General features: G+C 67.1%; 9 protein-coding genes and 1 pseudogene. 5 read left to right on the top strand and 5 right to left on the bottom strand.

All coding sequences use genetic code 11. The annotated features are described in order from the left end of the window. The first annotated feature begins 14 nt into the window (after positions 1–14). Positions 15–899, top strand: coding sequence for a PAS domain-containing protein (locus GGR40_RS13210; protein ID WP_429276705.1), 885 nt, complete (start codon positions 15–17; stop codon positions 897–899). A gap of 4 nt (positions 900–903) precedes the next feature. Here GGR40_RS13210 and GGR40_RS13215 read toward each other — a convergent pair whose 3' ends face one another. Then, positions 904–1809, bottom strand: coding sequence for a LysR substrate-binding domain-containing protein (locus tag GGR40_RS13215; protein ID WP_429276706.1), 906 nt, complete (start codon positions 1807–1809; stop codon positions 904–906). Positions 1810–1892: 83 nt separating this feature from the next. On the opposite strand from GGR40_RS13215, the gene GGR40_RS13220 reads away from it, so the two are divergent. From GGR40_RS13220 to GGR40_RS13230, 3 genes and pseudogenes are all read left to right on the top strand, one after another. Then, entirely contained in the window at positions 1893–2927 is a 1035-nt protein-coding gene (locus GGR40_RS13220) for an aldo/keto reductase (RefSeq protein ID WP_429276707.1), read from the top strand. A 10-nt stretch (positions 2928–2937) separates the two neighbouring features. Then, entirely contained in the window at positions 2938–4119 is a 1182-nt protein-coding gene (locus GGR40_RS13225) for an MFS transporter (protein WP_429276708.1), read from the top strand. A gap of 24 nt (positions 4120–4143) precedes the next feature. Next, positions 4144–5406: pseudogene (locus GGR40_RS13230) on the top strand (MFS transporter); the annotation flags it as partial. A gap of 95 nt (positions 5407–5501) precedes the next feature. Here the strand turns inward: GGR40_RS13230 and GGR40_RS13235 are convergent. Genes GGR40_RS13235 through GGR40_RS13245 form a run of 3 tightly spaced genes read right to left on the bottom strand, consistent with a single transcriptional unit; the run spans position 5502 to position 10194 of the window. Then, positions 5502–6506, bottom strand: a complete 1005-nt coding sequence (locus tag GGR40_RS13235; protein ID WP_429276709.1) for a phospholipase C/P1 nuclease family protein — start codon at positions 6504–6506, stop codon at positions 5502–5504. 11 nt (positions 6507–6517) lie between these two features. Beyond that, complete coding sequence (locus tag GGR40_RS13240) at positions 6518–7723, bottom strand: YdcF family protein (protein ID WP_429276710.1); 1206 nt, start codon at positions 7721–7723, stop codon at positions 6518–6520. After that, positions 7723–10194, bottom strand: a complete 2472-nt coding sequence (locus GGR40_RS13245) for a TonB-dependent receptor (protein ID WP_429276711.1) — start codon at positions 10192–10194, stop codon at positions 7723–7725. Before GGR40_RS13245 ends, GGR40_RS13240 begins: the two co-directional genes overlap by 1 nt. 117 nt (positions 10195–10311) lie before the next feature. On the opposite strand from GGR40_RS13245, the gene GGR40_RS13250 reads away from it, so the two are divergent. Beyond that, positions 10312–11424 carry an ROK family protein gene (locus GGR40_RS13250; RefSeq protein ID WP_429276712.1) on the top strand — a complete coding sequence of 371 codons (1113 nt, stop codon included), beginning with the start codon at positions 10312–10314 and terminating at the stop codon, positions 11422–11424. Positions 11425–11432: 8 nt separating this feature from the next. On the opposite strand, the gene GGR40_RS13255 is transcribed toward GGR40_RS13250, so the two are convergent. Then, positions 11433–13832 carry a DUF3772 domain-containing protein gene (locus GGR40_RS13255; RefSeq protein ID WP_429276713.1) on the bottom strand — a complete coding sequence of 800 codons (2400 nt, stop codon included), beginning with the start codon at positions 13830–13832 and terminating at the stop codon, positions 11433–11435. Positions 13833–13963 lie beyond the last annotated feature (131 nt).

A 13963-nucleotide genomic window follows, 5' to 3' on the forward strand; every position in this document is an offset into this window, starting at 1 on the left:
GAGGTCGAAAAGGGATGAGGGGCGCTTCGTTCAGGGAGCAACTGCACGCAACCACAGCGGGACGCGAAATCGCTGACACGGACTGGACCGGAACCGGCGTGGGCGAGATCGAAGACTGGCCTCCGGCGTTGATCGCGCTGCTGTCGGCTCTGCTGGCGTGCCCTTCCCCCATGTTCCTGGCATGGGGTCCGGACCTTCTTTCGTTCTACAACGACGCCTATCGCCCCATCCTCGGGCAGCGGGCCGCAGGAGCGATGGGGCGGCCCTTCAGGGAGTTGTGGCACGATATCTGGGCCGATATCGAACCCCTCGTGACCCGAACTCTGTCGGGGGAGAGCATCGAGATGGTCGATACCCGGCTCGATATACGCCGGGCCGGACTGCCCGACGAAAGCTGGTGGACCTTCACCTATTCCCCGGTCAGGGACGATCATGGTGCCGTCGTCGGGCTGCTGTGCATCACCCGCGAGACGACGGAGCAGGTCCGCGCCGAGCAGGCACGCAGCACCGCCGCCGAACAGCTGCATGCCGCGCTGGCCAAGGGCGACGCCATCGGATCGTGGGACTGGGACGTGCGGAACAACCGGCTGACCACGGACGAACGCTTCGCCCTGATCTACAACGTCGATCCCGACCGTGCGGCGCAGGGAACCGCGCTCGACGATTTCCTCGCCTGCATCCATCCGGACGACCTGCCGCTGGTAAAATCCCAGATCGAGGCGACCGTGCGGTTTGGCGACAGCTACTGCACCGAGTACCGCATCCTGGGGGCGGACGGGCAGGTGCAGTGGGTTTCCGCACAAGGCCGCGCGGTGCTGGACGCGGACGGAACCTGTGTGCGCTTTCCGGGCGTCAGCTTCGATATCACCATCAACAAGCGGATGAAGGTTCCGGCCTGACCCCTTAGCGCAGCCGCTCCGCCAGGAAGTCCACGAACACGCGTACGCGCGCGGGCATGCTGGCACCGCCGACGAAAACCGCGTGGATCGTCTCCACATCGCCCGGATTGTAGGCTTCGAGGATCGGCACCAACCGTCCCTTTTCCAGCTCGTCAAGGACGCTGAACGTGCCGACGCGGGCGATGCCCACCCCTGCGGCAGCCAGTTGGCCCAGCGTCTCGCCGTTGTTCGCCTCGATGTTGCCGCGCACGGACAAGGCGAAGTCCTGCCCGTCGCGGCGGAACGGCCAGACCGGCTCGGCGCGGCGGAAGTTGAAGTTCAGGCAGTTGAAGCGGTGGAGGTCTTCGGGCACCTGCGGCGTGCCGTTGGCCGCCAGATAGTCCGGCGAGGCGACGATGACCCGGCTCGTCTCGCCCAGACGGCGTGCCGTGAGGTTGCTGTCGGCAAGCCGCCCGAAGCGAATCGCGACGTCGGCCTCCCCGGCGGCGATATCGACTAGCCCGTCGCTCAGGACCACATCGATCAGGATGTGTGGATAGAGGGCCGCGAATTCTCCGAGCAACGGCACCACGCACAGCCGCCCGTGCGCCAGCGCCGCGCTGATCCGCAGCCGCCCTCGGGGCACGCCTTGGTCGGCGATCTGCTGCTCGGCCTCGTCAAGGTCGGCAAGAATCCGGCGCGCCGCCTGCAGATAGGCCTGCCCTTCGGCGGTGAGCGTCAACGCGCGCGTGGATCGCAGCAGCAGCCGGATACCCAGCCGCGCCTCGATCCGGTCGATGGCCCGGCCAACTGCCGAGGGGCTCATGTCCAGTTCGCGCGCGGCGGCGGAAAAGCTGCCCTGCTCCACCACCGCAACGAACAGCGCGAGCGCGCGGGCACGGTCGGTTCCATTTCCCAGCTTTGCGTTCAATGCACAAATCCTTCGCGTACGGGCGCTCTACACCGGCACGACGTCCGGGTCCATCTATGCGCTGCAACAACAGGACTGCGCATATGGAATATCGGCAACTGGGAACTTCGGGCCTGCGGGTGCCCGCGCTCAGCTTCGGCACGGGCACCTTTGGCGGGGAGGGACCGCTGTTCGGCGCCTGGGGCCGCAGCGACGCGGCGGAAGCGCGGCGGCTGATCGACATCTGCCTTGAAGCAGGCGTCACCCTGTTCGACACCGCCGACGTCTATTCCGGCGGCGCGTCGGAGGAAATCTTGGGCGAAGCGATCCGTGGCCGCCGCGATAAGGTGCTAATCTCCACCAAGACCGGCCTGCCAATGGGCGACGGCCCGCAGGACTGGGGCGCATCGCGCAGCCGCCTGATACGAGCGGTGGAAGCGTCGCTGCGGCGCCTGGGCACCGATCATATCGACCTGCTCCAGCTGCACGCCTTCGATGCATCCACCCCGACGGAAGAGCTAATGGGCACGCTCGACATGCTGATCGCTGCAGGCAAGGTGCGCTATGCGGGCGTTTCCAATTATCCCGGCTGGCAGCTGATGAAGGCGCAGGCGATTGCCGAGCGGCAGGGGTTGCCGCGCCTTGTCGCGCACCAGGTCTACTATTCGCTGATCGGGCGTGCCTATGAGGCCGACCTGATGCCGCTGGGCGCCGATGAGGGCATCGGTGCGCTGGTATGGAGCCCGCTGGGCTGGGGACGCCTGACCGGCAAGATCGGCCGCGACCGCCCTGTTCCCGCCGGTAGCCGCCTTCACGAAACGGAACAGTTCGCGCCTCCGGTGGAGGCCGAACTGCTCTATCGGGTGATCGATGCGCTGGAGGAAATCGCGCAGGAGACCGGCAGGACGGTCCCGCAGGTCGCGATCAACTGGTTGTTGCGGCGGCCTACGGTGGCGTCGGTGATCATCGGCGCCCGCAACGAGGGACAGCTGCGGCAGAACCTTGGCGCTGTCGGCTGGGCACTTACGCCCGAGCAGGTCGCGACGCTGGACGCTGCCAGCGCCGTGCTGCCCCCCTACCCCCACGCCCCCTATCGGCAGCAGGAGGGCTTCGCCCGTCTTGCGCCCCCGCTCGTCTGAGGACACCGCGATGAAGCTCAATCCCGCCCTTCTGGCCCTTGCCGTCGGCGCCTTCGGCATCGGCGTGACCGAATTCGCCCCGATGGGCCTGCTGCCCGTGATCGCCACCGATCTTGGCGTGTCGATCCCGACGGCAGGCCTGCTCATCAGCGCCTATGCTATCGGCGTGATGCTGGGTGCACCGCTGATGACGCTCGCCACCGGACGCATCGCGCGGCGTCGGTTGCTGATCGGGCTGGCGGCGATCTTCACGGCGGGCAACCTGCTGGCGGCCGTCTCGGACAGCTACGGCCTGCTGCTCGCGGCGCGCGTGCTGACGTCGCTCAACCATGGCGCGTTCTTCGGCGTGGGATCGATCGTCGCAGCGGGCCTCGTGCCTGAGGAAAAGCGGGCCAGCGCGGTCGCGGCGATGTTCGCGGGGCTGACCATCGCCAATGTCGTGGGCGTTCCTCTGGCGACGTGGGCAGGCGATCATCTGGGCTGGCGCGCGTCGTTCTGGGGCATTGCCGCGCTGGGCGTGGTGACGATGGCGGCTCTCCGCATCACCCTGCCCGCGCTGCCCGCTCCCAGCGGCGGCAACCCGTTGGCGGAACTGCACGTGCTGGGCCGGGGCACGGTGCTGGGCGCACTGGCCCTGACCGTCGTGGGGTCTAGCGCGATGTTCACGGTATTCACCTACATCGTGCCAATCCTGCGTAAGGAAACTCACGCCTCGCTGAGCTTCGTGACGGCGATGCTGGTCGTCTACGGCCTTGGGCTGACGGTCGGCAACTGGCTGGGCGGCAAGTTCGCCGACCGCTCGGTGGATCGCACCCTGATCGTGACGCTGGCGTCGCTCAGCGCCGTACTGGTCGCGTTCGCGATACTGATGGACCATGCCGGGGCAAGTGCGGTGCTGATCTTTGCCTGGGGCGTCGCCAGCTTTGCACTGGTGCCGCCGCTGCAGGTGCGGGTGATCGGCGCAGCCCACGATGCGCCCAATCTGGCATCCGCAGTGAACATCGGCGCGTTCAACCTCGGCAATGCCCTCGGCGCGGCGCTGGGCGGCGGCGTGATCGCAGGCGGGCTGGGCTATCCGGCAGTGGCGCTGGCAGGCGCCGCGACGGCGGCGGTGGGGCTGGTCGCCGTCCTCCTCGCGGCACGGGCGGGGCGTGAACCCGCGCCTGCGCCCGCTGTCGCAAAGTTGCAATAAACGCCCCCTAAGGCGCGGGACCGCATGACGTCCCTTCCCCTCGGCCAGCTCCTTGCAAGAGAGGCGCGCCTTTTCGGCTATTCGTCCGGGAATTTCGGCAAGGCGCTGGTCTTCGCCGGGGCGGACATGACCATCCTGTTCCTGATGACCGACCTGATCGGCATTTCCGCCACGGCTGCGGGATCGCTGATGCTGGTGGCGCTGGCAGGGGATCTGGTATTCGATCTGGTCGCGGCTTCGCTGGTCATACGGTTGCGGCGCAGCGGCAGGGGCTATCGCTGGATGGTCTCGGCAGGAACCGTGCCCTGCGCCATGGCCTTTGCGATGCTCTATGCCATGCCCGCCTCCGGCCTGCACGCCGGCTGGGTGCTGGCTGGTGCGATGCTGGTGTTCCGCAGCGCCTATGCGGTGATCGACGTGCCGCACAACGCGCTGATGGCGCAGATGACCACCGATAGCCGGTCACGCGGGCGGGTTTCAGGCTATCGCCTGCTGTTCAGCACCGCCAGTTCGCTGTGCGTGGCGATGATCCTGACCCCACTGGTGCAGAATGCCGCCCGCAGCCGTGCGTTCGATGCGCTGGCGGTGACCGGCGCGGTGGCGGGCCTGCTGTTCGCACTGACTATGATCGCCTGCATCCTGACTTCCGGCAAAGCCGCTCCCAAGCCCGGAGACGCCATGGAAGACAGCATCCGTGTGCCGCTGCGCGATCCGCTGGTGGTGGGAATGGGGTTGCTGGCGATCGTAACCGGTTTTGCGATGCCGGGATTCGGGCGGATGATCCTCTACATCGGCACTTATGTGCTCGGCCGTCCCGATCTGGTCGCCACGCTGCTGCTGACGATGGCGCTGGGGCAGTTCGCGGGCGTGCTGTGCTGGACCGCGTTGACGGCGCGCATCGATCAGGCGCGGCTGCTCGCCCTGGGACATGGTGTCAGCGCGAGCGGCCTTTTGCTGTTCGTCCTGTGCCTGTCCGTGCCTTGGGCGCTGCCCGCCTGCGCAGCGGTGATCGGCTTTGGGCTCGCGTCCGTGTTCATGCTGCCCTGGGGCCTGCTGGCCAATGCCGTCGATTTCGTGGCGCTGCGCCATGGGCGGCGGCTGGAGACGGGACTTTTCGCGTTCTACCTCGTGGCCGTCAAGGCCAGCGGAGCGGCGGCCACCGCGCTCATCGGCTGGGCCTTGGGGGGCCTGGGCTATGTGTCGGGGCAGGACCAGACCCCCACCGTCGAGGCGGGGATGCTGGCGTTGGGGCTGGGTATTCCTTTCTCCGGATCGCTGTTCGCCATCGTGTTGCTGCAACGGCTCGGCATGGGCCACGCGCGGCACGCCCGAGTGCGCGCTGCGCTGGACCGCCCTCGCCGGCCTGAGCTTCTGTCCGGGCGTCAGTCCGGGGCGGAGCCGGTTTCGGGGTTGAAGCGCGGATTGGCGAAGTCGATCGGCGAGGGCTCGACCTTCGCCGGCGGCGTGGCGCTTTCCGCCCAGGCGCGGCACAGCATGTCGCGCAGCATCGTTGCGCCAGCCGCCGCGCGTTCGTAGACCATCTCGCGCACGTCCCTGTCGGTGAAGTCCGCGAACCCGGCACGCTTTTCCAGCGCGAAGACTTCGCCCACCTTGTCGCCCGAGGTGTCGAGGTAGGCGAGCACCGCGTCGAACATGTCGCCGGACGTGCGACCGGGCTTGCCGATGCGCGGCGCAATATCCGCCACGGTCAGCTTCATGCCATCGACAAAGGCGCTCTCGAAGCGGCCATGGACGCTGCGGTCGGTAGTGTAGCCGTTGGGGTTGGGCCCACGCCAGCCGTCGCTGCTGACCGAATCGTGCATGGGGTTGGCGCCGTCGCCGATGTAGTGACCCAGCCGGATGACATCGAAGGCGCAGTTCCGTTCGTGCACCGAAGCATCGGCGCCCGCTGCATTGGCGGCGCGGATGGCGCGCATGCACACGACGATCCGGTCGTAGGCCTCGATCGCGGCATAAGGCAGCGTTCCGGTCCAGCGCACGTTGGTGCGCGCGGCGGTCTCGGGGTCGCTGTCTTTGATCTTCTCGTACTGCTTGTAGAGCGCGATGACGAATTCGTAGCGGGACCGGGGAATCGGCTTCAGGAACGTTAACTGCTCCCGGAACCAGCCGTGGTTGGGGTCTTCCTCGATCTTCGAAAAGTTTTCCGAATTACCGCGCCAGCTGTCGGGCAGCAGTGAGGAGGCGCCGATATAATCCTCATACTTGCGCAGGAACACCGGGCCGTCGGCAGGAATGGCCTCGATCGCGGCGCGGTCGATGACGGTATGCGCGGTGCCGCCCCAGGCCAGCGCGGCTTCAGGCACGCAGGCAAGGGCGGGAGCAAGGACGAGTGCGGCGGCCGCGAGCAGCATGGGGCGCATCAGCATAATCTTTCCGTTCAGGGGTCAAGCGGGTCGCGCGGATCGACGCGGGCGGATCTGGCAGAGGGGCGGAATGCAAGTTCCGTGGGAGACAGGCGCGCGCCAACGGCGCCCGGCTGATACCCCAGTTCGCGCTCGTTGCGCTTCACGAACTCCGGGTTTTCGATCATGGCGCTCTGGTCCGGATTGCAGACGATCAGGGCGTCCTTGTCCAGCGGCGCGCCCATGGCGATCAGCAGCCGCGTGGCATTTCGCAGGTTGGTGGTGGTATGGCGGGCGTGCGGTTCGATCACGATCGCCTCTGCCGGAACGCCGTAGCGTTCAATCAGGGCGCGGCGCATCTCCTCGGCTTCGGCGAAGCGGGTTTCGCGGGGATGTGCGCGGCCGCCGGTCACGATCAGCAGCGGCGCATCGCCTGCCGCAAAACGCTGCGCCGCCAGCCGCAGGTGGTACTTGCCGTAAGGGCTGAGCGGCATGCCCGGCACTTCCGGCCCTACCCCCGTCACGATCAGCGCGCTGTAGCGGTGGCGCTTCCAGTCGATCTGCCGGGCGCGCTTCATGGCATCGGCATTGAGCCCGCCGGTAAGCGGTTCGTACCCGATGGCATCGGTGCGGTCGCTACCGTCGAGCAGCGCCAGCGCGAACTCCACGCTGGGGTCGAGCGCCTGCAACGATCCTGACCGGAGCGTCTGCGACAGCCAGGCGGCGGCCTGCAGGCGGGAGCGGATTTCCTGCGGATCGACCATGCCTGCGCCGTCGATCTGCGGATAAGGCGGCACCTGGCCAAGGCCATAAGTCCGCACGATGGCGTTGATGCCGCCAACCTCGCGCAGCACCTGTGCCGCCGGGCCATCGTCCGCCGCATTGGCCATGCCCTGGCCGGCAGCCGCCGCAGCGGACAGGATCCGCGCATCTTCGTCCGTCCAGACCATCGCCTGCGCAATGCAGGACAAGTCAGACTTGCATGTTGCACGCCGCGCGTGGCGGGCACGCAGCATGGCGCCCACTTCGGGCCGGGCCTGCAGGGCGTTCAGCCCCGCAGGATCGCTGCCCAGCGCATCGAGCAACGGGAACAGCCGCTGCGACAGCCGTGCCGCAGTGCTGTCCGCCACCAGTTCCGGCCCAGCTTCCGGCGAACGGCCTGTCCGTGCATGGCCAGGTGCCGTCGCCAACGAGAATGCCACGGCAACCATGGCCGCCAGACGCGCCGGGCTACGCCGCATTACCACGACTTGCCGATGACGAGGCGGAAGTTGCGACCGAAGATCGGGCGCCCGTAGATCGCCTCGGCGCTGCCCTGACCGGCCAGCGAGTCGGTGCGGGTATTGCCTTCAGTCAGGCCGTGCGCGTTGAACAGGTTGTCTCCCACGACCTGCAGCTGCCATGTCCCGTGCTTCACCGTCACGCCCGCACCCACGGTGCCGTAAGCGGGCAGCGCGGTGTTGTTGTAAAGATCGACGAAGCGCTTGCCCATGTAGGTATAGCGGCCATAGATCGACACGTTGGTATCGCCCGTGGTGAAGTCGAAGCTGGGGCGGATGTTGCCGTAGACCTTGGGCTGGCGGACGATCTGGTTGCCCTCGGCCTGCTCCGGATCGGCGCCGGTGCTGCTCTGGAAGTTCTTGTACTTGGGATCGCTGATCGTCAGCGCGCCGTTCAGCGTGAACCAGGGGGTGACGCTCCAGGCACCGTCGAATTCGACGCCCTTGACCTGCGCTTCGCCGATGAAGGGCACGTTCACGTCGTTGCGACCCGTGCTGGGGTCGAACGCGAGGAACGAGGCGTTGAGCGGGTCGAAGTTGGTGTAGAAGCCCGTGACGTAGAGGTACGAGCGGCCCATCGACAGCTTCAGGCCCGCCTCGAACTGGTCGGCCACGGTGGTGATGATCGTGGGGTTGATGCTCATCACGGTCTGGACGTTGGGCGGCGTCTCGAGGTGCGAGGCGCGGCCATAGACGCCGACGTGGTTCGAGAAGTCGTAGTTCGCGCCGACCGTCCAGTTGGTGACATTGGGCTTCAGCTTCTGGTTCAGGATCACGCCGGTGAAGGCGCGGGTGGTGTCGTCTGCCAGCGTGGAGGCATCGCCCAGGCTCGCCTGCGCGGTCAGCGCGGCCCAGCCCTTGTAGCTGTAGCGTTCGTGGCGGATGCCGCCGTCGATGCGCAGGCCGGGGACGATTTCCCAGGTGTCGTTGGCATAGAGCGCGAACATCTTGGCGTCGCTGTCACCCTGGTTCAGCGTGGCGGCATAGTTCAGCACGCCGTTGTCGGTCACCCGGCCCACGACGGTGCCCGCCGCGTTGTAGCCCACCAGGTCCAGCGTGCGCGGCTGGCCCGCTACTTCGATCAGGTAGTTCTGGTAAAGCGTGCGGCTGTCCTCGCCATAGAGGCTGCCGTAGATGCCCAGCTTGATGTCATGGCTGCCGATCCCGGTATCGAACTTGCGCGCGACCGAAAGGTTGGCCTGCCCCGAGTAGAACTTGGAATGGATGTCGCGGTACTGGCCCTGCATGACCAGACCCGACGCGGCGTAGGGATCGTAGACGGTGCTGGTGCCCGCCAGCACATAGCCGAAGCGCGTCGCGCCGAAGGGCGCCCCGCCCGCACGGTTGAGGTACCCGTTGGCGAAGGCGTTGCCGTCGACCGGATTGGTCGTCGAATAGAAGGCCGAGAAATCGTTCTTGCCCTGCGTGTAACCGGCTGCTGCCGTCACCAGCCAGCCGTCGAAGTCGCCTTCGTAATGCGCGCCGAAGTTCACCATCTGCATGTGGCGGCCATCCGAAAGGTCGCCGTTGCGGCTCTGGATCACGCCGTTGCCGTCGCGATACTTCAGGTTCACGTTGCGGAACGCGGGCGAGTTCATCGTGCCGTTGAAGTAGTCGATGTACTGGTCGAGGCTGACGGCGGGGTTGCGCGGGTCGGCGGTCGGGATCGGCAGATAGAACGCATTGTGATCGTTCACGTAATTGAACGTCAGCTTCAGGAAGCCATTGTCCGTCACATGCTTGATGTTGGCGCGGATCTGGCCGCCCTTGTCGTTGGGAAAGCCGTTGTCGCGGTAGCCATCGTGATAGCGCAGGAAACCGCCGACTGCGTAATACGTGTCCTTGGCCAGCTTGCCCGCCTGGAAGGCGTCCAGACGGTAGAGGCCGGTATCGCCCAGCGTGACCTGCGCCTTTCCGCGCGGGGTTTCGTCGCCCGTCACGGTGATCGCGTTGATGATCGCGCCCGAGTAGCTGGCATAGACCGGTGCCGGACCGCCACGCACGACTTCGACGTGGTCGGTCATGAGATCCTGCTTGAGGATCGCGTCGCCCCGGAAGAAGACGCCGTCGTTTTCATGGAACAGCGGCAGGCCGTCCTGCTGGAAGCTGACGAAACCGCCGTCGTTGGGCAGGCCACGGATGCGATAGATGTTCTGCACTTCGCCGCCGGTGATCTCGGTCTGGAAGCCGGGCAGCTGGCCAATGAGGTCCGCGAAGTTCACCGGAGCGATCTTCTCGAAGTCTTCCTGGGAGATCGTGTTGACCGCATACGATACGTCGAAGCGGCGTTCCGCACGGGTAGAGCCGGTGACGATGATGTCGTCTCCGGCGCTGTCAGACGCCGGCGGCGCGGCTTCTTCGGCGTAAGCGGGCGTGAAGGCGGTGGCAATCGCGACGAAGGCGGCGCCGGTGGCGAGAACGGTCTTGAGCATAAGGGCCCCTCATGAATTTCGTGTCGCGGCACTGGCGACGGGCGGGCCTCTGGACGTCCAATGTGACGTTTTTAATTATTGTTGTGAAAATAAATAAATAAGCTACGCGCTCGGCGCATGGCCACTCCCCTCTTCGACAAGGATCAGCGCCGCATCATCCAGGCGCTGCGCAAGGCGGACGCGCTGTCGCGGTCCGCGCTGGCTGAACGGCTGGAGATGAGCAACGCAGCGCTCACCCGCATTTCACGCGAACTGCTCACCCTTGGCGCGGTCGAGGAAGTGGCCGAGGGAGAGGCGCAAGGGCGCGGGCGCCCGGCAGTGCCGCTGCGACTGGCACCGTCCGGCGGCTATGCGGTGGGCGCGACCGCGCACAAGGGTCTGCTCGACATCGCGCTCGTCGATTTTGCAGGCACCGCCATCGCCACCCATCGAGAAGTCGTCGAGCCGATCGACCCGCAGCAGTTCGCCCGCCGTGTCCGGGCGCTGACGTATGAACTGGTGGACCGGCACGACCTGCTCGGGCGGCGAATGCTGGGCATCGGCATCGCGGTGCCCGGCCCCGCGCTGTCGCTGGAAAGCGAGCGCTGGAACGTGGTCGACGAAATGCCCGGCTGGCGCAACGCCCCCTTGCGCGAGATGTTCAGCACCGAACTGGGCTGGCCCTTGTGGATCGAGAACGACGCCAATGTTGCCGCCATCGCCGAGTTCTACATGGGCGGCCTGCTGCGCGAATTCTCGACCGTGGTGGTGCTGTTGCTGGGATATGGCATCGGCGCGGGCGTGATCGTGGACGGCAGGCTGGTGCGCGGCCAGTTCGGCGTGGCGGGAGAGATCGGCTGCCTGTTTCCCGGCGACCGCCCCCGGCCCAGCCCGCTGGACCTGCTCTCGTCCTTGCGCGCGCACGGCTGCGACGTGTCGTCGGTGCACGAGATCGACCCGGCATCCGCCGCTCAACGCCCGGCGATAGAACAGTGGCTGGACCGCGCTGCGGCGCAGCTGGAAGTGGTGGTCAACACCGCTTTCGCATGGCTGGACCCTGGCGCGATCGTGCTGGCGGGCGCGGTGCCCCGCTCCATGCTGGACGCACTGGCGGACCGGCTGCGCGGGGCGCCGCTCGTCACCGTGATGGACGAGCGCAGGCCCCCTATCCGGGTTTCCGGGCTTGGCGGATCGCCGGTGACGATGGGCGCGGCGCTGCTGCCGATCCACGCCATCGCCGCCGCGCCGTAACGCCCGCGTCAGCCTTCGCTTTCGATCGCGTCACGGTCGCGGGCCATAAGCTCCAGGCGTTGCGGCACGGTGCCGATGTCGATCCCGGTTTCGCCGAAGCGCCGCAGCAGGACCAGGAACACGTTGCTGCGGGCGCGATAGACGTCACGCGGGGACGCGACATGGGCGAAGCAGTTGAACAGGATGCGCCCATCGACGATCGAATCGACGAAGGCCGCAGGCCCGGGATCCTCCAGCACTGCCGGTTCTGCGGCGAACGTGCTGAGGACGATGTCCAGCACATCGTCCACTTTCGTTCCCAGCGGCACCGAAAACTGGATCTGGATGCGCCCCAGCGGGCTGGCTAGCGTCTTGTTCAGCACCGTCTTGGTGATGAGTTCGGAATTGGGCACGATCAGCGTCGAATGATCGGGCAGGGTGATCTCGGTGGAGCGCACGCTGATGCGCTTCACGTCGCCCTCGTCCGTGCCCACGCGAACCCAGTCGCCGATCTTGATGGGTCGTTCGGCCAGCAGGATCAGCCCGGAAACGAAGTTCTGGGTGATCGCCTGAAGGCCGAAACCGATGCCTACCGACAGGGCAGAGAGCAGCAGCGCGATGCGCTCCACCCCGATGCCCAGCGACGCCAGAGCCCAGATGATGGTCAGCGCGATGCCCACGTAGCGGGCCACCAGCCCGGCCGAATTGCGCGCCGACCCGTCAAGGTCGGTGGCGGGCAGATACCGCCTTTCCAGCCAGCTCATGAAGGCGCGGACCAGCGCCAGCCCTATCGTCATCACCAGCACGGCGCGGATGATCGCACCCGGAGAGATGGTGACGCCCCCCACCTCGATCCCCTGCGCGAACGCGCCGAGCCGCCCGAAGAAGCTGCCCAGCCCGCCGCCGCCGCCGAACGGCGTCATCAGCATGCCCAGCGCCACCAGCACCAACACGATCCGCAAAGCGCCCGAGATCAGGACGCCGAACTGGTCTACCACGCTGCCGCGCAGGCCCACGCTGCGGGTCAGGGTGACGCCCAGCCGGCTGTCACGGCTGAACAGCGTGGTCGCCGCATCGTCCACCGTGCCCAGCAGCAGGTAGAGCGCCGCAGCCAGCACCCCGATCCAGACGATCAGCCGCGCGATGAACAGGCTAAGCCCGACATATCCCCCCGCCAGCGCGAACAGGGCGACAAGGACTAGCGCCCATGTCACGAGGGTGAGCACGGCTACCCCGGCGCCCGGAACGGGCCGATCCGCGCCGTCATCCTCGGACGGCTCCCGAGCCGCCGAGTTGGCACGCAACCGGCCAAGGAGGAGCAGGAACGCGCCGATCCACAACAGGTGCGCCAGCGCCTCCACCATCTGCCATGCGGTAAGCGCGGTCTGGCTGGCGCCGACGGCGCGGTTGAAGGCCTCGAGCACGATGCAGCCGAACGCGATCCCCACCAGGACCATGATCATGGGATAAACGCGGCGCGCGGTCTCGTCGGCGATGGGTGCGATCCGCCACGAAGGCTGCTTGCGCATCAGCACGGCGCCTGCCAGCGATGCGGTGAAAGCGGAGAACCCGCAGGCCGCCACGAAACCGTCGAGCAGATCGTCCCAGCGCTGCGGCAGCACGCCTCCCCAGCGCAGCCCCTGAACCAGCACGAACGCCGCCAGCAAGGGCGCTGCCGTGCCTACGAACAGCCGCCAGAGCGCATAAAGAGAGCGGCGCACCCGGTGCCCCGGCGCGGTTCCGATCAAGTAGCGCTGACCGAGCTGCCGTCCGGCGACCCGGACGGGGAACAGCAGTGCAAAGGCGACGATCGCGCCCAGCAGCGGCTGCCACGGCAGGCCGCCGTGCCACTGCGCGCCAATCTGCCGGACGCCTTGCGACACGAACAGTTCCACCCGGCGCATATCGCGCGGCATGGACGCCAGAAGGCCGCTCCAGAAAGCGGGCGACAGCGGCGAATTCACCCGCGCCGAGAGGGTTTCGTTGAGCTGTTCCGCCTGGCTGCGATCCAGTTCGTCGATCAGCTGCTGCGCCTCGACGCCGGCGAGCCGGCTGCGCTTCACAGCCGCGTCGAGAGCAGCCCGCGTGCGTGCAAGGCGCGCGCGCTGCTGCCGGATTTCCGGCGCTTCGGCCACGCCTTCGGTGACCGGGCCCAGCCCCGCCACCCGCGCATCGATCAGGGTGATCTGCTCTTCAAGCTGGTCCCCCGCAGCGCTGGCCGTGGCTTGCGCGGCAAGGGCCCTGGTCCGCAGGGCTGCGCGATCGTCGGCGTCCAGGCGCGTATCCAGCGCATGGTCCACTTCGCGCAGTTCCGCTTCGGCCTGTTTGATCTGGCTGGACTGCTCCGCTGTGGGCGCAAGCTGGGCGTGGGCGGCGGTGCCTGCTGCGAACAGGAACACGGCAAGCATCAGGCGAAAAAAAGCAGGCATATGTATCAGACGCATCTCGAACCGACTGTAATCGCGCCTAGCGTGAGCCGGTTCTGCCGCTTTGTGCAAGCGCGAAACGACAGGACAGGTGTCCGCCACGACGGAACCGAGAGGGCGAAAGCCTCGACCGC

The sequence above is a fragment of the Novosphingobium gossypii genome, assembly GCF_050433305.1.
Lineage (GTDB): Bacteria > Pseudomonadota > Alphaproteobacteria > Sphingomonadales > Sphingomonadaceae > Novosphingobium > Novosphingobium gossypii.

What these genes read in the sequence shown, in the direction of transcription:
- GGR40_RS13220 (WP_429276707.1), top strand. Translation starts at nt 1,893, where the DNA reads ATGGAATATCGGCAACTGGGAACTTCGGGCCTGCGGGTGCCCGCGCTC.
- GGR40_RS13235 (WP_429276709.1), bottom strand. Translation starts at nt 6,506, where the DNA reads ATGCTGATGCGCCCCATGCTGCTCGCGGCCGCCGCACTCGTCCTTGCT.
- GGR40_RS13245 (WP_429276711.1), bottom strand. Translation starts at nt 10,194, where the DNA reads ATGCTCAAGACCGTTCTCGCCACCGGCGCCGCCTTCGTCGCGATTGCC.
- GGR40_RS13255 (WP_429276713.1), bottom strand. Translation starts at nt 13,832, where the DNA reads ATGCCTGCTTTTTTTCGCCTGATGCTTGCCGTGTTCCTGTTCGCAGCA.
- GGR40_RS13210 (WP_429276705.1), top strand. Translation starts at nt 15, where the DNA reads ATGAGGGGCGCTTCGTTCAGGGAGCAACTGCACGCAACCACAGCGGGA.
- GGR40_RS13240 (WP_429276710.1), bottom strand. Translation starts at nt 7,723, where the DNA reads ATGCGGCGTAGCCCGGCGCGTCTGGCGGCCATGGTTGCCGTGGCATTC.
- GGR40_RS13225 (WP_429276708.1), top strand. Translation starts at nt 2,938, where the DNA reads ATGAAGCTCAATCCCGCCCTTCTGGCCCTTGCCGTCGGCGCCTTCGGC.
- GGR40_RS13250 (WP_429276712.1), top strand. Translation starts at nt 10,312, where the DNA reads ATGGCCACTCCCCTCTTCGACAAGGATCAGCGCCGCATCATCCAGGCG.